The organism is Saccharopolyspora soli (assembly GCF_022678645.1).
GTDB lineage: Bacteria > Actinomycetota > Actinomycetes > Mycobacteriales > Pseudonocardiaceae > Saccharopolyspora > Saccharopolyspora soli.
Map to the genome: position 1 here is coordinate 29,522 of NZ_JALBWV010000064.1, position 20,100 is coordinate 49,621.

At 68.5% G+C, this 20,100-nt stretch carries 20 protein-coding genes; 9 read left to right on the forward strand and 11 right to left on the reverse strand.

What is annotated here, in order from left to right; translation table 11 throughout:
• Positions 1 to 376: 376 nt before the first annotated feature.
• From MOQ72_RS34965 to MOQ72_RS34980, 5 genes are all read left to right on the forward strand, one after another.
• Complete coding sequence (locus tag MOQ72_RS34965) at positions 377 to 544, forward strand: hypothetical protein (protein ID WP_242190110.1); 168 nt, start codon at positions 377 to 379, stop codon at positions 542 to 544.
• The gene (locus MOQ72_RS45815; RefSeq protein WP_372495610.1) at positions 541 to 741 is read left to right on the forward strand and encodes an aromatic-ring hydroxylase C-terminal domain-containing protein; all 201 of its coding nucleotides are present in this window, start codon (positions 541 to 543) and stop codon (positions 739 to 741) included. The genes MOQ72_RS34965 and MOQ72_RS45815 overlap by 4 nt, the downstream gene beginning before the upstream one ends.
• A 212-nt stretch (positions 742 to 953) precedes the next feature.
• Positions 954 to 5,267 (forward strand): HAD-IC family P-type ATPase, encoded by a 4,314-nt coding sequence (locus MOQ72_RS34970; RefSeq protein WP_242190111.1) that lies wholly within the window; start codon positions 954 to 956, stop codon positions 5,265 to 5,267.
• A 447-nt stretch (positions 5,268 to 5,714) separates the two neighbouring features.
• On the forward strand, positions 5,715 to 5,984 hold the full coding sequence (locus MOQ72_RS34975) for a cytochrome P450 (protein WP_242190112.1): 270 nt from the start codon (positions 5,715 to 5,717) through the stop codon (positions 5,982 to 5,984).
• Positions 5,985 to 6,380: 396 nt separating this feature from the next.
• On the forward strand, positions 6,381 to 7,046 hold the full coding sequence (locus MOQ72_RS34980; RefSeq protein ID WP_242190113.1) for an HNH endonuclease family protein: 666 nt from the start codon (positions 6,381 to 6,383) through the stop codon (positions 7,044 to 7,046).
• A 69-nt stretch (positions 7,047 to 7,115) separates the two neighbouring features.
• Here the strand turns inward: MOQ72_RS34980 and MOQ72_RS34985 are convergent, their stop codons facing one another.
• The 8 genes from MOQ72_RS34985 to MOQ72_RS35020 form a co-directional block, all read right to left on the reverse strand.
• Positions 7,116 to 7,457, reverse strand: a complete 342-nt coding sequence (locus tag MOQ72_RS34985; protein ID WP_242190114.1) for a VOC family protein — start codon at positions 7,455 to 7,457, stop codon at positions 7,116 to 7,118.
• Between the two features lie 80 nt (positions 7,458 to 7,537).
• Positions 7,538 to 8,431, reverse strand: coding sequence for a carboxymuconolactone decarboxylase family protein (locus MOQ72_RS34990; protein ID WP_242190115.1), 894 nt, complete (start codon positions 8,429 to 8,431; stop codon positions 7,538 to 7,540).
• On the reverse strand, positions 8,428 to 9,669 hold the full coding sequence (locus MOQ72_RS34995; protein WP_242190116.1) for an RNA polymerase sigma factor: 1,242 nt from the start codon (positions 9,667 to 9,669) through the stop codon (positions 8,428 to 8,430). The genes MOQ72_RS34990 and MOQ72_RS34995 overlap by 4 nt, the downstream gene beginning before the upstream one ends.
• Positions 9,666 to 10,052, reverse strand: coding sequence for a YciI family protein (locus tag MOQ72_RS35000; RefSeq protein ID WP_242190117.1), 387 nt, complete (start codon positions 10,050 to 10,052; stop codon positions 9,666 to 9,668). Before MOQ72_RS35000 ends, MOQ72_RS34995 begins: the two co-directional genes overlap by 4 nt.
• 195 nt (positions 10,053 to 10,247) lie before the next feature.
• Positions 10,248 to 11,603, reverse strand: coding sequence for an acetyl-CoA carboxylase biotin carboxylase subunit (locus MOQ72_RS35005; protein ID WP_242190118.1), 1,356 nt, complete (start codon positions 11,601 to 11,603; stop codon positions 10,248 to 10,250).
• The gene (locus MOQ72_RS35010; protein ID WP_242190119.1) at positions 11,600 to 11,836 is read right to left on the reverse strand and encodes an acetyl-CoA carboxylase; all 237 of its coding nucleotides are present in this window, start codon (positions 11,834 to 11,836) and stop codon (positions 11,600 to 11,602) included. Before MOQ72_RS35010 ends, MOQ72_RS35005 begins: the two co-directional genes overlap by 4 nt.
• Before the next feature lie 158 nt (positions 11,837 to 11,994).
• Entirely contained in the window at positions 11,995 to 12,969 is a 975-nt protein-coding gene (locus MOQ72_RS35015; protein ID WP_242190120.1) for a 5-oxoprolinase subunit C family protein, read from the reverse strand.
• Positions 12,966 to 13,868, reverse strand: a complete 903-nt coding sequence (locus MOQ72_RS35020; RefSeq protein ID WP_242190121.1) for a 5-oxoprolinase subunit B family protein — start codon at positions 13,866 to 13,868, stop codon at positions 12,966 to 12,968. Before MOQ72_RS35020 ends, MOQ72_RS35015 begins: the two co-directional genes overlap by 4 nt.
• A 171-nt stretch (positions 13,869 to 14,039) precedes the next feature.
• Here MOQ72_RS35020 and MOQ72_RS35025 point away from each other — a divergent pair, with 171 nt between their 5' ends.
• Entirely contained in the window at positions 14,040 to 14,810 is a 771-nt protein-coding gene (locus tag MOQ72_RS35025; protein ID WP_242190122.1) for a LamB/YcsF family protein, read from the forward strand.
• 18 nt (positions 14,811 to 14,828) lie between these two features.
• Here MOQ72_RS35025 and MOQ72_RS35030 read toward each other — a convergent pair whose 3' ends face one another.
• The 3 genes from MOQ72_RS35030 to MOQ72_RS35040 are packed head-to-tail and all read right to left on the reverse strand — an operon-like array spanning position 14,829 to position 18,216.
• Entirely contained in the window at positions 14,829 to 15,806 is a 978-nt protein-coding gene (locus MOQ72_RS35030; protein WP_242190123.1) for a 5-oxoprolinase subunit C family protein, read from the reverse strand.
• Positions 15,803 to 16,714: a 5-oxoprolinase subunit B family protein gene (locus tag MOQ72_RS35035; RefSeq protein ID WP_242190124.1), complete on the reverse strand. Its 912-nt coding sequence runs from the start codon at positions 16,712 to 16,714 to the stop codon at positions 15,803 to 15,805. The genes MOQ72_RS35030 and MOQ72_RS35035 overlap by 4 nt, the downstream gene beginning before the upstream one ends.
• The gene (locus MOQ72_RS35040) at positions 16,711 to 18,216 is read right to left on the reverse strand and encodes a PucR family transcriptional regulator (RefSeq protein WP_242190125.1); all 1,506 of its coding nucleotides are present in this window, start codon (positions 18,214 to 18,216) and stop codon (positions 16,711 to 16,713) included. The genes MOQ72_RS35035 and MOQ72_RS35040 overlap by 4 nt, the downstream gene beginning before the upstream one ends.
• 346 nt (positions 18,217 to 18,562) lie before the next feature.
• Here MOQ72_RS35040 and MOQ72_RS35045 point away from each other — a divergent pair, with 346 nt between their 5' ends.
• Genes MOQ72_RS35045 through MOQ72_RS35055 form a run of 3 tightly spaced genes read left to right on the forward strand, consistent with a single transcriptional unit; the run spans position 18,563 to position 19,796 of the window.
• The gene (locus MOQ72_RS35045) at positions 18,563 to 18,862 is read left to right on the forward strand and encodes an ArsR/SmtB family transcription factor (RefSeq protein ID WP_242190129.1); all 300 of its coding nucleotides are present in this window, start codon (positions 18,563 to 18,565) and stop codon (positions 18,860 to 18,862) included.
• Between the two features lie 33 nt (positions 18,863 to 18,895).
• Entirely contained in the window at positions 18,896 to 19,429 is a 534-nt protein-coding gene (locus MOQ72_RS35050) for a YbaK/EbsC family protein (protein ID WP_242190126.1), read from the forward strand.
• A gap of 22 nt (positions 19,430 to 19,451) precedes the next feature.
• A complete protein-coding gene (locus tag MOQ72_RS35055; RefSeq protein WP_242190127.1) occupies positions 19,452 to 19,796 on the forward strand; it encodes a cupin domain-containing protein in 345 nt (114 codons plus the stop codon).
• Positions 19,797 to 20,100: the final 304 nt, after the last annotated feature.

A 20,100-nucleotide genomic window follows, 5' to 3' on the forward strand; every position in this document is an offset into this window, starting at 1 on the left:
GGAGCCGAGCCCAAAGGCTGCGACCGCGATGAACTCTGAGGCCGGATGACTCGACCACGCCCCGGGTTCAGACGGACCGTTTTGACACTTTGCGACGGGAGGATATCGGGAGGATCCTGTTGGCACGACCACGTTGTACTGCGCCGAACGGTAGTGAGTTGCACTGGTTTGTCCTGCGGTTTCTGAGTTTTCGCGGTCGGGTGTCTCTTGTGGACAGAACTGGGGGTCAAGGGGTCGCAGGTTCAAATCCTATCGTCCCGACGGTCGGAAGGGTCTTCGCAGGTCACTGCCTGCGGAGGCCCTTTTTTGATGTTGTGGGTCGGTTCTTCGGAGTCAAGCACGCCGCTGTTGGACACCTTGACTTCGGAGGTTCGCGATGCCGCTTCTTGATCTTGATCGCCTGAGTGTGGGCCTGTCCACGGTGTGGGCGGGGTATCTGCGGGATTGGGACCGCAGCCTGCGTTCGGCCAACCACCCGGAGACGACCCGGTACAACTATCTGCTGGCTGCGGCGCAGGCGCACGACCGCTGCTGCTGGACCTGACCGACGCGCTCGCCGAAGACGTCGTCGGCTGGGCGGACCGGGTGGACGTCATCAGCGCCCGCGCCGGAACCTCCACCACCGCGATGCTCCTGCGCCCGGACGGCTCCGTCGCCTGGGCCTCGGATGCCGCCCAACCGGATCGGGACTCTCTTCGGGCGGCCCTGACCACTTGGTTCGGGGTCAGTTGTTGGTCTTGAGTTCTCGATCTCCAGCGGGAGCGCGGGCTCCCCGTCGCGACCAGTACGACCCACTCGGGTTGTTTTGAGATTCGCTTCGAGTTCGCTTGCCTTACGCTCGTGGTTCACCGAAGTGCAAAATGGGGCGGGAGGCAGGTCGTGGCCACGAATGTGCAGACGCGCAGCCAGTACAGCCCGACTGAGCGCGTTCGATGCTCCGCGGCCTGAGCGCGTTGGCTGCTCAGATCGTGGCCCCGCTCGCGGACGCCGCGAAGAGCTTCGCGTGCCTGGACGGCGGTCGGCGGGCGTGGTCGTCGGGCGGTCGTGCGCACATCGAGTTGCGCGGCGTTCACCAGCCCGGCACCGAGGATGCTGGGGAACAGATCGTCCGGCGGTTGGAGAAGGTGCCGGGAGTCGACTGGGCCGAGATCAACGCCGTCATGGGCCGGGTGGTCATCGGACACGATCCGGACCTCGTCGGGGTCGCCGAGCTGGTGGGCGCGGTTGAGGGCGCCGAAGCGGAAGCGGGCCTGGACGACGAACCGTTCGCCGCGGTAAGCGCGACCCACCCGGACAACCCGGTCAAGGTGGTCGCCGAGGTGACGATGCTGGGTGCGAACCTGGCTGGCGCTGTGCTCGCGGGCGGCGCCCGACTGCTGTCGCTGCCTGCCGTGCCGCCGTCGGTTCCGGCCGTGGTGTCGACCGGGGAATCGGTCGCACGGGTTCGGCAACCGCTGGAAGCGCGGCTCGGGAAGACCGCCACCGATCTGTTGTTCGGGATGACCAGCGCGGCGGCGAACACCCTTGCGCAGCGTCCCATGAACTTGCTGGCGGAGTCGGCGTACCGGTTCTGCCTGTTGCGGGAGACGCAGGCTGCGCAGCGGAGCTGGTCTCGTTGGGAGTCCTCGGCCGGAGCGCACCCGGCCAGCCACCGCAGTTCCCCGGTGCAGGTCCGGCCGCGCCCGCGGCCGTTGCCTGCAGGTCCGGTCGAGCGCGTCGCGAACGGTTCTGCCCTCGCCGGACCGGTGGCGTTCGCGGGTGCGTTCGGGTTGACCCGGAGCCTTCAGCGTGCGCAAGCGATGTTGGTCGCGGGAGCTCCGCGTGCCGCGCGGATGGGACGGGACGCGTTCGCGGCTCAGCTCGGGTACGGCCTGTCCGAGCGCACCACCCTCGTATTCGAACCCCAGGTGTTGCGGCGGTTGGACCGGGTCGACACCGTGGTGATCGACGCCGGGGTACTGCGGACCGGTGCCCGGCTCGTGGACGATGTGATTCCCGCTGATGGCACTGGAACGGTCGTCGAGCTGTGGGAGCGCGCGCACGAACTGGTCGGCGTGACCAGAGCGGACGGCACGGCGCGGGACGGTTGGTCGCTGTCGCCGGTGATTCGGCCGCAGTTGCCCCGCGAAGTGCGCGATGCCGCGCGGCAGGGCATTGAGGTGTTCGCGCTCCGCCACGATTCGCGCACCGCCGCGTGGGTTCTCGCCACCGAGGAATTGGATCCCCTCGCCGACGAGCTGGTCTCGGCGGCCCGCGCGGTCGGATCGGTGGTCCTCGCTGGCCGGGACAGCGGGTTGGGGGCGCGGTTTGGTGTCGATCGCGTGGTCCCCGGCGGAACGCACCTGGCTTCGGCAGTGCGGGAGATGCAACAGGAGGGCCGCGTCGTCGCCCTGGTGTCCTCGCATGCACGAGCGGCGCTGGTGAGCGCCGACATCGGCTTCGGTGTGACGCGCGGCGTCGAGACACCGTGGGGTGCGGATCTGGTTTGCGGCCCCAGCCTGGGCGAGTGCAGCGCGCTGCTGAGCTCCGTTCGGATGGCTCGCCACGTCAGCACGCGCAGCGCACAGCTGTCGGTGATCGGCTCGGTGAGCGGCGCGGTGCTCGCCGCGATCGGACCGGAGGCCGGCAGTCAGCTCCGCGCGGGAGTCCCGGTCGCGGCGTGCGCGGCGATCGCCCTCGGCGCTGGGACCTGGTGGGGGATGCAGGCCGCTTGGCGCCCGGTTCCGCGTGCCATGCCGCGTACTCCCTGGCACGCGATGTCTCCCAGCACGGTCCTGGAATTGCTCGCCAGTTCGCCGGAGGGCCTGACGGATGATGCGGCGCGACAGCGTTTCCAGGACGGGGATGCGGGAGCGGATCGTCACCGGTTGGGAGTGCTGCGGGCTTCGCTGGACGAACTGGCGAGTCCGCTGACGCCCGCCTTGGCCGGTGGGGCCGCGTTGTCGGCGAGCATCGGTGCCGTCGCCGACGCGACGATCATCATCGGGGTGCTGGCGATGAACGCGCTGATCGGTGGCGTGCAACGGGTCACCGCCGACCGCGCGTTGAACAAGCTGCTCGAGGCCAGCGCCCTTCGGGTTTCGGTGCGCCGCAGGGAAAAGACGACGCAGTTGCCCGCTGACCAGCTCGTGCCGGGCGATGTCGTGGAGTTGCTGGCCGGAGACGCGATTCCGGCCGACTGCCGACTTCTGGAGGCCGACGGGCTCGAAGTCGACGAGTCCAGCCTGACCGGCGAGTCGCTGCTGGTCACCAAGGAAGTGACGGCGACTCCGGCGGTGGCCGTGCCAGACCGGACGTGCATGATCTATCGGGGTACGGCGGTAGCCGCGGGACGGGCCGTGGGCGTCGTGGTCGCGACCGGCCCCGACACCGAGGCGAGCAGCGCGGTGGTTTCCGACGTCCGCAGGTACGGCGACGGCGTCGCAGCCCGCCTGCGGTCGCTGGCCAAGGTGACGGTGCCGATCTGCGTGGGGGCGGGTGGGGTGCTGCTGGTCACCGATCTGCTGCGGAGGCGTCCGTTCGGGACGTCCCTGGGACGGGCGGTGAGCCTGGCGGTGGCGGCCGTTCCGGAGGGGCTGCCGTTCGTTGCGACCGTCGCCGAGCTCGCCGCCGCCCGGCGGCTGTCCAAACGCGGTGCGTTGGTGCGCAATTCAGCGACGATCGAAACGCTGGGCCGCGCGCAGGTGTTGTGCTTCGACAAGACCGGCACCCTCACCGAAGGTCGGATCGCGTTGCGGCGGGTGTCGGACGGCGCGTCGAGCCGGTTGCTGGAAGATAGGTCCACAGTGGAGAGTCGAGTGCTCGCGGGTGTGCTGCGGGCGAGTCCGTTGGTGGAGAAAGGAGAACTGCTGCCGCATCCGACCGATCGCGCAGTGGTCGACGGTGCGCGCGGCGCCGGAGCGAACCCGGACGAAGGCAAGGAGGGTTGGATGCCGATCGACGAGATGCCGTTCGAACCCTCCCGTGGTTACCACGCGGTGCTCGGCAACTGGAACGGCGGCAACCTGCTGAGCGTGAAAGGCGCCCCGGAGATCGTGCTGGCCCAGTGCAACCGCTGGCGCCGGGAGGACGGCGACATCCCGCTGGACGAAACCGCTCGTCGAGATGTCGAGCGCGTCGCCGAAGACCTTGCCAGGCAGGGATATCGAGTGCTGGCGGTCGCCGAGCGAGCCGCCTCGGACCGCCGCGATCTGGACGAGTCCCGGATCCGGAACCTGCGGCTGATCGGGTTCGTCGCGCTGGCCGACCCGGTCCGTCCCACTGCAGCCGCTGCTGTGGCGCAGCTGCAGCAGGCGGGGGTCGAGGTGGTGATGGTAACCGGTGATCATCCGAGCACTGCCGAGGCGATCGCCGCGGAGCTCAACGCGCTCAACGGTCGCCGCGTCATGACCGGTACCGAACTGGATTCGCTGGACGCCGACCAACTGGAGGCGGAAGTCAACTCCGTCGCGGTGTTCGCGAGGGTGAGCCCGTCGCAGAAGGCACGCATCGTCGACGCTCTGCAGCGCAATGGCCGCGTGGTCGCGGTGACCGGAGACGGTGCCAACGACGCTCCGGCGATCCGGTTGGCAGACATCGGGATCGCGTTGGGGGAGCGGGCCACCCCAGCAGCTCGGGAGGCCGCCGACCTTGTCGTCACTGACGACCGGATCGAAACCATCGTCGACGCCATCGTGGAGGGCCGCGCCATGTGGGCGTCGGTCCGGGACGCGCTGGCCATTCTGCTCGGCGGCAACCTCGGCGAGATCGGCTTCACCGTCGTCTCCGGGCTGATCAGCGCCGGCGGTAGCCTCAACGCCCGCCAGTTGCTGCTGGTCAACCTGCTCACCGATGTGCTGCCCGCGATGGCGATCGCGGTGCGCCCGCCTCCGATGATCACTGCGGAGATGCTGCTGGCCGAAGGCCCCGAAGCCTCCTTGGGAACGGCACTGACCCGGGACATCTACCGGCGCGCCGCGGTGACCGCTGGGGCTGCGATCGTGGCGTGGGTCTTGGGCCGCGCGACCGGAACCCTGCGCCAGGCAAACACTGTCGCACTCGTGGCACTGGTCGCCGCCCAACTAGGACAGACACTCGTGGTGCGCGGGCGGACACCGCTGGTCGTGGGGTGTGCGCTCGGTTCCCTCGTGGCGCTGGCGGCCGTCGTCCAGACGCCCGGCCTGAGCCACTTCTTCGGGGCCAGGCCGCTGCTGCCGCATGGCTGGATGATCGCGGCAGGCACCGCGACCGCCGCCACGGCAATTGGTCTCCTGCTGCAACAATGGTGAAGCACTGGGCCGGTGTGCGTGGTCGTGCTGCCCTTCTTCCGCGAGACATCGCCGCGAAACTGCCCGGAGGCACCGTCCTCATCGGCTACTCCGACGGCCGCCGAATCGCTGGCAGCGCTGGCCGTGCGACTTGGAGCAAATGATCGACAGCTCCAACGCTATGACCGAGCTGTGGTCGACCGCCAGGGAATGTCCAAAGTGGATAAACTCGTCGCTGAAGACGGCCAGGTCATGCTGAATGCCCGGCGTGTCACCGAGACCAGCAGGTGCGCGACCGGGAAACCTGTCTCAGGCGCGGGTACCGTAGCGTCGTAGGCGTACCGGCCACTCGGCCCACAAGACATCACCCGCTTCGCCACATCCGTTCTTGTACCCGTACGAAGCCGATCGAGAACCCAATGACGTCGAGATCGGTGGCACCGTCATCCCGAAGGCAGGAAGATCCTCATGTTCCTCGGCGCCGCGAACCGTGACCCTCGCAAGTGGGCCGATCCGGACTCCTTCGACCTTTCCCGCGATCCCTCCGGTCATGTCGGGTTCGGTATGGGGCTGCACCAATGCGTCGGCCAGCACGTCGCGCGGCTGGAAGCCGAGGCACTGCTGACGGCACTCGCCAACCGGGCCGAACGCATCGACACCGTCGGACCGGTCAAACGCCATCACAACAACACGCTGCGCGCCGGGGAATCGCTCCCGGTCCGCGTCGAGCTGGCCTGAGCACGCACTGCCGGGCGAGAAGACCGAAGTGATCATCCAGGACGAGCAGCAGCTCACCGCGGCGGTGCTGGCCGAGACGAAGTGCGCCACCGCCCCCGGTTCAAGGAGATCATCCGGGCGCTGATACGTCACCTGCCTGCGTCGTGCGGGTCGCCGAACATTGCCGCGAGCGGGTCGGCGGCATCCACCTGAAGGGTGCCTGTGGACCAGGAGAAACGTTGTCTGCTGGTGATGATCGGGGCAAGTGCTCGTCGGGACTTCGACAACGCGGAACATTGAAATACATCGGAGATGTTGATGTTCTGGTCAAAGAAGGCAGCGGCGCGTGACTACCTGCTGCGGGCTGTGTGCGGCTAGCCGGGGTGAGTCGCTGAATCAACACCGAGGAGAACGACATTGGGCGAACCGAAACACCCGACGCTGAAACCGTTCTTATCCGTTGCAGTGGCTACTGCTGCGGCCGTCCTCGTCTCGGCCTGCGGTATTTCGGCTGACGTCGCGGACCCGACCGGTGCGACCCCTGCGCCTGCTGAAGGCAGACGCCTCCTCGACGAACTGGCGGTCGCGCCAGAAGGTTCCGCCGACGGATACGACCGGGATGCCTTCCCGCACTGGGAAACCGTGGCGGGCTCATGCGACACCCGGGAGGAGGCGCTCAAGCGCGCAGCTGAACCTGGAAGCGCCACGGTGAATCCGGAAACGTGTGCCGTGACTGATGGGTCCTGGAGGAGTCCCTACGACGGTGCGACGTGGACCAAGTCGTCCGACGTTGACATCGACCATGTGGTTCCGCTAGCCGAAGCTTGGCGTTCCGGTGCGGCGCAGTGGTCGAAGGACGCGCGTGAGGCGTTCGCCAACGACCTGGAACATCCGCAGCTTCTCGTCGTTACCGACAATGTCAACCAAGAAAAGGGTGATCAAGACCCGGGGAGTTGGCGACCGCCCTTGGAGTCCTACTGGTGTACGTATGCCGAGTCGTGGATCCAGGTCAAGCACCACTACCAGCTGACCCTTGATCCGACGGAGAAAGCTGCACTCGCCGACATGTTGGCGCGTTGTTAGGCGCAGCCGGTACCGGCGTGAGAGCACCGGTGTAGGAGAACCTGACCGGGTTCTCCCACACCGGGTCGGTCAGCTCTGCGGGGCGGGTTCGTAGAGGCTGAACGGGGTGCCCTGATCGTCGTGGCAGTGCGCGATCCGCCCGACACCGGGAACGGTGTGGACCCCCTCACTGGTGCCGCCGAGCTCGTGGACACGCTTGACCGAGGCGTCGATATCTTCAGTGCCGAAGTACACCCGCGGGTGGATGAAACCATCCTCGCGGGGGGCGATCGCGCCTGCGGGTCCGTTGTCGATTACGTGGTAGTCGCCGCCGAATTCGCTGGTGCCCCAGCCGAACAGGCCGCTGTAGAAGGTACGGGCCTTGGTCGTGTCGGTGGCGGGGAGTTCGACCCAGTTGATCTGTCCAGGCATTGCTTGGTCCTTTCGGTGGATCGTCGGTTGACGCACCGGAGGACGAACAGCGGTAGCCGTTCTCGACAGGCCCGTTCGCTTCAGCCTGTGGCTTTCCGCTTCAGTGCGTTCTGGCCGGCATCGAAGCTACGTAGCGCCGCGCCGACCGCCGCCGCGACGGTGACCTCGAAGATCTCGTCTTCGCAGTATCCGGCAGTGGTGAGCCGGTCCATGTCGGTGTGGGTGATCCGGTACGAGGCGTCGCGGACGGTCGCGGCGTAGGACTGCCACGGTTCGGGAAGCGTTTCACCCACCGCGGCGGCGGCGCGCAGCCCCCGGTCGGTGATGGCGGGCGCGTCCAGCACTGCGTGGCGCAGGTTGGCCACCACGTCACCGTGATCGGTGGCAGAGCCGTCGGCGAGCAGGAAGGACGGAAAGCGGTAGCCGAACCGGTGCAGCGCGCGTGTACCGCTGTGCAGTTGGCCCTCGCGGAGGGTGAAGCCGAACGCGTTGGCTAGGCGGTTGACGATGTTAAACACCAGGTTGACGCGCAGCGCTTCGTGCAACGCGTGCTCGGGCAGGTCGGCGACCCCGGCAGTGGCCTCGGTGGCGTTCGCGCGGTCCGGCGTCCGGCTGGTCAGGTCGAGGAACTCCCGGACAGCGCGCAGGTGCGGCCGGGCAGACGCGGGATCGTCCGGGTCGATTTCGCCGTGGCCAGCGATGCGGGTGAGCTCGGCGTGCGAGTCGATGCAGAACGGGCACTGGTGAAGCTGCGCGGTGCACATCGCGAGGAATTCGCGCTCCCCCGCGGTCCAGTACGACGGCCCGCGCATCGCGTCGGCGGTTAGCTCCAGCAGCGGACGGGTGAGAAAGCCAGGCCGGTACAGCAGCATTTTCACGATGTCCGGGCTGTCCACACGTGATATCGCGGAGGTGAGCGCCAGGAACAGCTTGGCGCGGCGGCGGTGGCCGTGGTCAAGGATGGACAGTCTCATCGGGACTCCGTCACGTCGAGGTCGTGCAGTCGGTGGGCGAGGAATCGCCGGTCGGCGGGATTGGTGGCCAGTTCGTGGGCACGCCGGTACGCCGACGCCGCCTCCACGGTGCGGCCGAGACGGCGCAGCAGGTCCGCGCGAGTGGCGTGCAGCAGGTGGTAGCGGTCGAGCCCATCGATCCGGTCGATCAGCGCCAGTCCCTCGTCCGGGGTGGTGGCCATAGCCACGGCGGCGGCGTGGTTGAGCGCCACCACCGGCGACGGGGTCAGCACGAGCAGTTGGGCGTAGAGAGCGGCGATGCCGGGCCAGTCCGTCTGATCGGCGGAAACAGCCTGGGCGTGCAGCGCGGCGATCCCTGCCTGCAACTGGTACGGGCCCGGGCTGCCCAGGCGCAGCGCTCGGTCCAGTAGACCGACGGCTTCGATGATCTCCTTGTGATCCCAGCGGGACCGGTCCTGGTCGGCCAGCAGCACCACATCACCGGAGGCGCTGTAGCGGGCGGCGCTGCGCGAGTCGTGCAGCAGCAACAATGCGACCAGGCCGAGCGCTTCGGGCTCGTCGGGCATGAGAGCGGCGACGAGCTTACCGAGCCTGATCGCCTCCCGGGGCAGCGTGCGGTGTTCGGGCCGGTCGTGGGCGGCGGTGTAGCCCTGCGTGAAGATCAGATAGATCACTGCGAGAACGCCGGAAAGCCGCTCGGGCAGCAGCGGGTCGGCGGGGACCTCCAAGCTGATGCCGGCATCCCGGATCTTCCGTTTCGCGCGCACCAGGCGTTGGGCCAGAGTCGATTCGCTGACCAGAAACGTCCGGGCGATCTGCCCGGCGGTCAGCCCGGCCACGGCCTGCAGGGTCAGGGCGACCCGCGCGTCCTCGGCCAGGGCGGGGTGACAGCAGGTGAAGATCAGGCTGAGCCGCTCGTCACCCATGCTAAGCAGGCTGTCCTCGCCGAAGTTCGTCATCGTCGTCACCGCCTCGGACGCTACGCTGAGCTGGGCGAGCTTCTCCCGACCGAGCCGGGCCCGCCGCAGCCGGTCGATCGCGCTGTTGCGGGCGGTGGTCAGCAGCCACGCCACCGGGTCGTCCGGCACCGGTTCTCCCCATGTGCGCAGCGCGAGCGCGCACGCGTCCTGCAGCGCGTCCTCGGCGAGTTCGAAGTCGCCGAGGACGCGGATCAGGGCAGCGAGCATCCGGGCCCGGTGCTCGCGGTAGACCTGCTGCAGGACCGGCGCGGCGTTCATTCGCCGGTGGCCCCCAGGTTCGCCGGACGGTGGTCCAGGCCGGGCACACCCGCGATCGGCCGCACTTCGATCCCGCCCTGCTCGGCCATCGGGCACATCGCGGCCAACTCCAGGGCCTCGTCCAGGTTGCGGCAGTCAAGGACGTAGGCACCGCCGAGGTGCTCGTGCGTTTCGGCGTACGGACCGTCGGTGATCAGCGTCCGACCGTCCCGCACGCTGACAGTGGTGGCAGTGTGCTCGGCCTGCAGGGGATGCCCGGAGACGAACACGCCGCGTCGGCGGCACTCGTCGGCGAACGCGTTCACCCTGGCCAGGGCCTCGGCGAAACCCGGATCGTCCGGCTCGGGCCGCTGACAACCGTAGATCAACAGCATGTACTGCATTCGTCCTCCACTCACCCGGGTCACGGTCGGTCGAAGAGGATGACGAACGGACCGACCGTATCTCGACACCCGATCCCAAAATCCTCACCGGATCCGCTGGGCCCTGTAGACGGCGGCGTGCCGGGCACAGCCGAACAGGTCGAAGCCGACGATCAGGGAAGTACACGCCGTTTTCGGCATCGGCAAGATCGACAGTCAGCGCTCGCGGGCGAGCCAGGGTTCCAGCCAGCCGGTGTGCACCGGGCCCGCGTTGAACTCCGGGTCGGCGAGGATGCGGGCGTGCATGCTCGCGGTGGTCGGCAGCCCGTCGATGCGCAACTCGGCCAACGCCTGCCGTGCCCTGGCCAGTGCCTCGGTGCGATCGGCGCCGAAGCAGATCAGCTTGGCCAGCATCGAGTCGTAGAACGGGCTGATCCGGTCCCCGGCGGTGAATCCGGAGTCCACTCGCACGCCCAGCCCGCCGGGCAGGTCGAACCGGGTCAGCTCACCGGGCGAGGGCCGGAAGCCGTGGTCGGGGTCCTCGGCGTTGAGCCGCAGCTCGATGGCCGCCCCGTCCGGCGTGAGGTCCGACTGCGTGACGCGCAACGGATCACCGGCTGCGATCCGCAACTGCTCGGCGACCAGGTCCAGACCGGTGATGCACTCGGTGATCGGGTGCTCGACCTGGATGCGGGTGTTCATCTCGATGAAGTAGAACTCGCCGTCCTCGCCGAGCAAGAACTCCGCAGTGCCGGCATTGCGGTAGCCGACGTGCCGGGCCAGCCGCACCGCCGCATCGGCGATCGCGGCCCGGGTTTCCGGAGCCAACCCGGGTGCCGGGGCCTCCTCGACGAGCTTCTGCCTGCGCCGCTGCACCGAGCAGTCCCGTTCGAGGGCGTGCAGCACGGTGCCGTGCTCGTCGGCGAGCAGCTGCACCTCGATGTGCCGGGCGTTGGTGACCAGGCGTTCCAGGTACACCGTGCCGTCGCCGAATGCCGCGGTGGCCTCGGCCTGCGCGGTGGGCAGCACCTCGGCGAGTTCCGCGGCGTTGCGCACCGGGCGAATGCCCCGACCGCCACCACCGGCCGATGCCTTCACCAGCAGCGGAAAACCGATGCTCGCGGCAGCCTCGGTGGCCGCGGTGAGATCGGTGAGCGGGCCGCTGCCCGGCACTACCGGGACCCCGGCCTGTTCGGCCATCCGGCGTGCGGTGGCCTTGTCACCCAGCTGCTCGATCACCTCGGCGGGCGGCGGCCCGATGAACACCAGCCCGGCTTCCCCCGCCTTGCGGGCGAAATCGGCGTTCTCAGCGAGGAATCCGTACCCGGGGTGCACCGCGTCCACCCCGGATTCGTGCGCCGCCCGCAGCACTGCATCGGGGTCCAAATAGGACTTCGCAGCTGGTGATCCGCCCAGGCGGACCGCATCATCGGCGAGCTCGACCCAGCGCGCGGCCTTGTCGGCGTCGGAATAGGCCGCGACCGCCTCGATTCCGGCGTGGTGGCAGGCCCGCAGCACGCGCAGCGCGATTTCACCCCGGTTGGCGATCAGCACCCGGCGCAGCGAACTCACGCCTCGACCTCCGCGATGTCCTGCCCCATCTCCACCTCGTCCCCATCTTCGATCAGGAATTTGGTGATCTTTCCGTCCACTTCGGACTTCAGCTCGTTGAAGGTCTTCATCACCTCGATCAGCGCGATGGTCTGCCCGGTGTTCACGATGCCGCCCTCGGTGGCGTACGGGTCAGCATCCGGCGAAGGACGGCGGTAGAACACACCGGGCATGGTCGCCTTGATCGTCTGCATGGATGGTTCTCCTTGCTCTCGAAGAAAGTGGTAGCGGAACGTCAGCGGCCCCCTGGCCGCGGGAATCTTTCCTTATGTATGCCAACGGCGTCAGGGCTGTCCTCGCCAGCGGCGGTGCGAGTCGGTCACGTGGCGAAAGGAGAAAGCGCCTTCGCCGCTCAGGAAACTGACACGAGAGCCCGGATCTTCTCCAGGCGTGCTCGGCGGTCGCGGCGGGCGGCCAGGGCGGTTTCCAGGTCGACCGGGACGAACCGCACCTTGTCGCCGGTCTTGGTCTGCGCGATGCGGTCGCGGTCGGTGGAGATGATGGTGCCGATGGTGGCGTAACCGCCGCCGGTGACGGCGTCGTTGAGCAGCACGATCGGCTCGTCGCCGCCGGGCACCTGGATGGAGCCGATGGGATAGCCGAGGTCGACGACGTTGGCCGGGTCGCCGCCCGCGCCGAAGGGCTGCTCGCGCTCGACGAAGTCCAGCCGTCCGCCGCGCAGCCGGTAGCCGACCCGGTCCGCGTCCTTGGTGATCTTCCAGTCGGTGCCCAGGAACGAGTCCATCCCGGACTCGGTGAGCCGGTAGGAGCACAGGCCGACCACCGTGCGCAGCTCAGTGACCGCCGCGAACTCCGGCCGCAGCTCCTCAGGAACACCAGGGCCGGGAACACCCGTGCCGTCGCCCAGCGGCAACCGGTCGTCCTCGGCGAGCTTGCGGCCTTCGAAACCACCGAGCCCGGTGAGCGTGTAGGTGGACCGGGAACCGAGGTACTGCGGCACATCGATACCGCCGCTGACCGCGAGGTAGATACGGCACCCCGCGGTGAGCATCGCGAAGGACAACACGTCACCGGCGCGCGCCGGGAATGCCTGCCAGGCGGGCACCGGCTCGCCGTTCAGCCGCACCGGAGCCTGCGCGCCGGTCACCGCCACCACCCGGTCGTCGGTGAATTCCAGCTTGGGCCCGATGTAGGTGGCCTCCAGCGCTGCGGCGTCCTCGGCGTTGCCGACCAGCAGGTTCGCCGCGCGGTAGGAGAACTGGTCCATCGCGCCGGATGGCGGCATGCCGATCTCGTAGTGCCCGTCCCGGCCGGTGTCCTGCACCGTCGTGTACAGGCCAGGCGATCGCACGATCACTTCGCTCACCGGTACAGCACCTCCAGCAGCTCGTTGTTCACCGCATCCGGGTCGGCGAGGAATTCGCCCGGTTTGAACTCGAATTGGCGGATCCGGTAGCGGAACTCGCCCGTCTCGACCTGGCCGCGGATCTGGTCGAACTCGGCCTGGTCGATCGAGCGGTAGCGGATGATGTCGCCCGCCTTCGGGAACACCGCGTGCTCATTGAAGTCCGGCAAGGTCTGGGACAGGTCGAGCACCGGCGCCGGCGCGATCCCGAACAGCTGGTAGCCGCCTGCGCCGCGCACCGGGTACACCACGGCGAACGCGCCGCCGTAGCCGAAAGCACGCTCCGGGGTGTCAGTGCGCGGCCGGACGTACTTGGGCACCTCGATCTGCCGCTCGCGGGGCACCATCTGGTAGCAGAACGGCAGTCCCGGCACGAAACCGAGCATGGTCACGATGTAGGGCGCGCCGGAGAGCGCGTCGATCAGCTGCGGCACGCCGGGATAGCCGTTGATCCGGGCCGCGTATTCCAGGTCGGTGGCTTCCGGGTCCTGGTGCCGGTCGCGGAAGCGCATCAGGGTTTCCCGGGTCCACGGGTCGTCGTAGAGCACTGGAACGTCGATCACACGGGTCGGCAGCACCAAGTCGGCGGACAGCCGAGCCGCTGACCTCTCCAGCGACCGCAGCAGTTCCACCAGCTCGGCGGGGTGCACCACGTCCGGGTCGACGCGGATCATGTACGACGCGTTGGATGGGCAGATGTCGATCACGCCGTCGACGGCGCGTTCCCGCAGCGCCGCGGTGATCGTCATGGCCTTGAAGTTCGCTTCCAGGCTCATCGCCTGGTCGATTTCGACGAAGACGAACTCGTCGCCGCCGAATTCGTAGCGCGCTGCGGGCATCACCAGTTCTGTCGGGGTCAACGACGCCTCCTGACTCGAGGGATCCCTTCGGGGCACGCCCGGTTTCACGGTGTGCTCACCCTCGTCGCTGACCGGCCGGGGGGCTATTGGACATCCGGGACAGGTGCGGGCGGTGGAGTTGGCCAACTCGGCGAATTGCCGGGCCCGTCCGCCGGGCCGGAGGGTGGCGAGGTGAAGACGCTGATCGATCTGAACGCCGATGCCGGGGAAAGCTTCGGGCGCTGGCGGCTCGGTGACGACGAGAACCTGCTTCCGCTGGTCAGTTCGGTGAACGTGGCCTGCGGCTGGCATGCCGGGGACCCGGCGACCATGCGGCGGTCGGTGGAGATCGCCCGGGACAACTCGATCGCACTCGGCGCGCATCCCGGGCTGCCGGACCTGACCGGTTTCGGCCGCCGGTCGATGGCGCTGTCACCGGCCGACGCCGCGGACGCGTGCCTGTACCAGTACGGGGCGCTGCGCGGATTCGCCGATGCGCTGGGGGTGCCGGTCACGCATGTCAAGCCGCACGGCGCGTTCTACGGGTTGACCATGCGGCAGCCGGAGATCGCCGATGCGGTGGCCGAGGCGGTGCGGTCGGTGGATCCGCAGCTGCCGGTGGTGCTGCTGGCCGGTCCGACCGCGGATCGGGTGGCGGCGGGCGGTTTCCGGGTGGCCCGGGAGGCATCCGCCGATCTGGACTACGACGGCGAGGGCAACATCATCATCGAGCCGGAGCCGAAGGCGAAAGATCCGCAGGCTTGCGCCGACCGGGTGCTGCAGATCCTGGAAGGCAGCGTGACCTCGGTGCACGGCAAGCGGATCGCGGTGAACGCGGACACCATCTGCCTGCACGGTGACCGGCCGAACGCGGTCCAGATCGCCAACGCCATCCGGGAGCGTCTCGCCGCCGCCCGCGTCACCATCGCCCCGATCGCCGAGGTCCTGTCCCGGCGCGGATGACCCGCGGTTGTCCTGACTTCAGGGCAGGATCTCCAGGTGGGTCAAGGGAAATTCGACGTGTCGGGCGAGCGCGTCGGCCTCGTCGAGGCCGACCTCGCGGAAGCGCAAGGTGTCCGCGCCGGGGCGCAGCTGCCCGAGCTTCCACAGCGCCGCGTGCACCACGGTGGCGATCACGGTGAACCCGCCGGAGGTCGGGCCGTCCGGGCCGAGGATGGTGGGTACGTCGCCGTTGACGATGATCCCGCCCAGCGGATAGCTCGCGTCCAGCACGTTCGACGGGTGGTCCCCGGCCGGACCGGCACCGGCGCGCGCCCACTGGAACCGGTGCGGGTTCAGCGGCACACCGAGGCGACCGGCGTTGACGTTGACCCGCCACCGCGCCGTGGTGAACTCCCGCCAGTCCGCGGCGGTCAGGAACTCCGGATCGGCGTGCGGTCCGCGCACCACCTCGATCTCCCAGTCCCGGTGGTAGCCGGGCCGCAGCGCCTGCGGCACCCGCCGCCTGCGCGGCGGCCCGGCGGAGCTGGCGACTGGGAGCAGATCTCCGCGGATGAGCGCCCGCCCATCCAGTCCGCCGATGCCGCCGAGCGTGTGCAGAGCCCGCGAGCCGAGCACCGGCGGCACGTCGATGCCACCGGAAACCGCGAGGTAGAGACGGAAACCCGGTCCTTTCACCGCGCCGCAAGCCAGGACGTCGCCGGGCTCCAGGGCGACCGATTCCCACATCGGCAGCGGTCGGTCGTTGATCGTCGGTTCGGCACCGTCCGCCCCGCATAGCGCGACCAGCCCGGCGAAGTGCACGCGGATGGTGAACCGGCCCATCGGGATCTCCAACCCCGCCGCGGAAGGATCGTTGCCCACCAGGGCATTCGCCAGCCGGAAGGCCAGGTTGTCCAGCGGTCCCGCCGGGAACAGACCGTGCGCCTGCAGCCCGATCCGGCCGGGGTGGTCCTGCACGCCGATCTGCTCGGCCGCCTCGATGATCTCGATGCTCACCGCGTCCCCGCCAGGTAGTCGGCGACCACGAACGGCGCGTCCTCGATCTGGTAGCGGTAGCGGTCCTCCAGCACCTGTCGGCGAACGTCGGCCAGCTCGTCCTCCTCGACCCGCACGAACCGCAGCCGGTCACCGGCGCGGGCCAGGAACGGGCTGTCCCGGAACACCGCGTTGCGGCCGAGCATGTCGAAGATCGGCAGCGTGCGGCCGAGCAACTGGTAGCTGCCGGGTGATTCGACGGGGAAGACGGCCAGGCACGGACCGCCCATCCCGACCGCGCCCTCCGGAGTCCACGCCCGGGTCGGGTTGTACTTCGGCACCGACAGCCCGGTCGGATCGCGCAGCGAGAAGGTGAACGGCAACCCTGGCGCGAACCCGATGAACGCGGTCCACCACTCAGTGCCCAGGATTCGCTGGTAGAGCTCTTCTGGTCCGGAAAGCCTGTTTTGCGCCACGATGTACTGGGTGTTGCTGTATCCGATACCGCGGTCGTCGGTCAGGTAGGGCGCGTCCGGCCGGATGGTCCGTGCGTACAGCTCGACGGCACGCCGGGTCTCCGAGTCGTCGAACGCGATGGGCAGCGTGATGAGCCTGCTGGGCACCACCAGCGACGAGATGTCCGGCTGCCGCTCGTGCAGCACGGTGAGGTGGTCGAGCAGCAGCGCGCGGGAGCATCGGGTCGGGTCGAACTTCACCAGTATGGACCGGAATCCGGGGGCCGCTTCGATGAAACCCGGTGGCGGATCGGCGGTCAGCCCGGCCAGCGCGCGCACCACGAAGAAGTTCAGCGCCAGATCCGGTTCCGCACTGCCGTATTCCATCAACACGCACTGGTCTCCGGCGGGCCGGTAGGTCACGACCGGCCCGTGCGGCGGGTTGAAGGTACCCAGCGCTGCCGGGCGGCTCACCGGTTCTCCCGCAGGCGCAGCGCCAGCCACAGCTCGGCGCGGGCGGTCGGGTCGTCCAGGTCGGCGCCGAGCAGTTCGACGATGCGCCCGAGCCGGTAGCGCAGCGTGTGCCGGTGGATTCCCAGCATCGCCGCGGACGCGTCGATGTGCCCGTTGTTGGCCAGGAAAATCCGCAGCGTGGCGATCAAGTCCAGTTTGGACCGAGCGGCGTGCCGATCGAGCGGTTCCAGCAGTGCCTCGGCCCAGCCCCGCGCGCCGGGCGTGTCGAGCTGGGCGAGTAGCCCGGCCGTGGAGACGGCGGTGGCCGGTACTAGCCGCGCGGCGCCGTTGGCGTTGCCGAAGTACACGGATCTCGCCAGCCGCAGGGCATCCGGTAGCGCACTGTAGGCGACGCCGTCGGTGATCGCGCCGCGTGCCCCGGAGATCTGGTGCAGCACCTCTTCCAGTGCTTGCGAATCCCCTTCCGCGACAGGCAATACGAGGACCACGGTGTGCTGATCGTGCGCCGCGATGAGTGCGCTGGCCTGGTCGAGCGCCTGGTGGTTCTCGGCCGCCCGCAACAGGTCGTTGGTGTCTGGCCGGTCGGTGCCCAACACCGCGACCCGCACCGGCGCGGCGGGCAACGGCACCCCGAGCGTGTCGGCCACGGTTTCGGTCAGTTCCGCGTGCTCGCCGGTGGCCAGCCGCAACACCGCGGACCGCGCACTACGTCGCGCCCCGGCCACCGCGTTCTGCCCGGCGAGATCGAGCGAGAGGAGCCCGGCAGCGCTGGCCAGCACGGACTGTTCGGCGGGCGTCAACGCGTCCTGTCGACCGGCGGCGAGGTAACCGTCGACGCGGCCATCCGAGCCGATCGGCAGGATTGCGACCTGTTCGCTGCCCAGGTTCAGCGAGGCGCTGTGCAGCGGTGACCCGAGCCGCGCCAGATCGAGCCGCACCAGGTCGGCATGCCGCCGCGCGTGCGGCGGCGAACCGTGCCGATGCGCACCGCGCTCGTCGAGCACCAGACACCAGCAGTCCAGGGCGCGGGCCAAGGCATCGAGCACGGCCCGCGGCCCGCCCTTGCCCAGCGCCGCGATGATCAGCGTGCGCTGCGCTTCCACCGCGGCGGTCAGCGCCCGCTCCTGCACACCGGACATGGCCCCGGCGACGGCTTCGCTGATGGCTATGAACGGCGTGGTCCGCGGCACCACGAGCACCGGTAATCGGTGTCGCCGGGCGGCTTCGAGCAGTTCGGCCGGGACCTCGCGATGCCCGAGGCCGATGCCGAACCCGAGCCCGGCGACGTCGCTTTCCGCGAGCCGACGGACGTATTCGGCCCAACCATCGTCCGGATCGACCATGCCGACGGTGAGCAGCAACTCGCCGCCGGAGAGGAACGGAGTGGGGTCGGCGAGTTCGCTGGTGTGCACCCACCTGACCGAACGGGCCAGGTCGACGTCGACCGCGCTGTGCAGCCCCAGCTCGCGACGCCCCAGCAACCAGGTCAGTGTGGGACGCACGTCACCTCCTGCGGACTGCGGTCGGCGTCCTCACGCTACAACGCCGGGTCCGGATCGGGAACAAGCCGCAGGCAACACCGCTTGCGGTCGGGACCCAGGTGCGCTCAGCCCGCCACGACCACATCGGTCCGGCTCCCCGGTTTCGAGGTCAGCACAGGGCGGGCCGCGCCCGCATCGCGCGGACCCGACTGCTGCTAAGCACAGCTGATCAGCATCGCGGTGGCTCCGTCGGCGCGCAGCCGCGCCGCAGTCTCGACGATCTTGGGCACGGCCGCGGCGACCGATGCCTGGTCGTGCACTCCGTCGCTTGACGAGAGACTTAGGGATTTAGGAAACTCTCTAAGTGATGGAGGTTGAGGTTCTCAAGGCGTTGGCCAGCCAGCGGCGGCTGCAGATTCTGGAGTGGCTGCGGGACCCGGGCACGCACTTCCCGCCGCAGGTGGACGGGGATCTGGAAACCGACGGTGTCTGCGGGGTTCTGATCGCCGAGAAGCTGCACGTCAGTCAGCCGACAGCCTCGGAGCATCTGAAAGTGCTGGTCGCAGCAGGGCTGATCGAGGGAAAAAGGATCAAGCAGTGGGTGTTCTACCGGCGCAACGAGGACCGGATCCGGGAAGTCAAGCAAGCCTTCCAACGTGATTGGTGATGGGACGTGGATGTGTCTATCGATCGTGCTGATGTGAGTACGTATGAGCGGCTCATCGACCTGCTGGATGATCACGGCGCCTCGTATCGGACGATTGACCATGCGCCGGAGGGGCGGACGGACCTGGTCAGCCGTCTGCGCGGACATGCGGTGGAACAGGCCGCCAAGTGCGTCGTCGTGCTGGTCAAAGTGGACAAGAAGACACGGAAGTACGTGCTGGCCGTCGTACCCGGTCACGTCCGCGTGGACCTCGACGCACTCAAGGCGCTCTACAACGGGCGGTACGCCGGGTTCGCCGACAACGCGACCGCCGAACGGCTGGCCACCAGCGTCAGCGGCACGATCTTGCCCGTGACGTTCACTGACGAACTTGAACTCGTCGTCGATCCGTTGCTGCTGCGCCATGACGTGATCTTCTTCAACGCCGCACGCCTGGACCGGTCCCTGGCGCTAGCGACCGAGGACTACCGCCGGATCGCCCAGCCGCGGGTGCACCCGATCGCCCAGCGTCCCACCGAACCTGCCAACAACGAGATCCGACGGGACATGGAGGCCAACCGTGCCTGATTCACCGCCGTACACCATTCACATGGATCCGAAATTCCGGCCGCTCGACCACATCGACGTCCCAGCACTGGCACGGGCGGTCACCGAGCCGTGGTTCAACCAGACGTTGTGCCAGGTGAACGACTCCCTGGTGCGACTCGGGGTCGTCGAGGGTGAGTACCACTGGCACCAGCACGATGCGGAAGACGAGTTCTTCTACGTCGTCAACGGGCGGCTGATCATCGAACTCGACGGACGAGACAGCGTTGAGCTCCTGCCAGGACAAGGGGTCACCGTTCCCCAAGGTCTCCAGCACCGGCCAATCGCGCCGGAACGCACGACCATGCTCATGATCGAACAAGCCGGAGTGCAGCCCACCGGCGATTGACACCAACCGATTCGATCGCCCGGACCAAGGCTCCTGGGCACGCAGTCGCGGAGCCGACCGCTGCCGGGAGAACGTAGTCGAAGGTCAGGGTTGAGCCACCGCTGCCTCGAAGCGACGCTCATTGCGGCGGGAAGCCCGTTCGGCGAGGTAGCGCACGGTCCGAGGATCTGGATGCGTGGCGACAACTACCGCGTCCACCTCGAAACCGCAGCGCAGAACGATCGTGTCACCCTCTCCTGGGTGATCTTTGCGCGTAGGTCGTCGAAATCTGTCCGACACGGTGTTGAGGGTTCATCATGTGGAC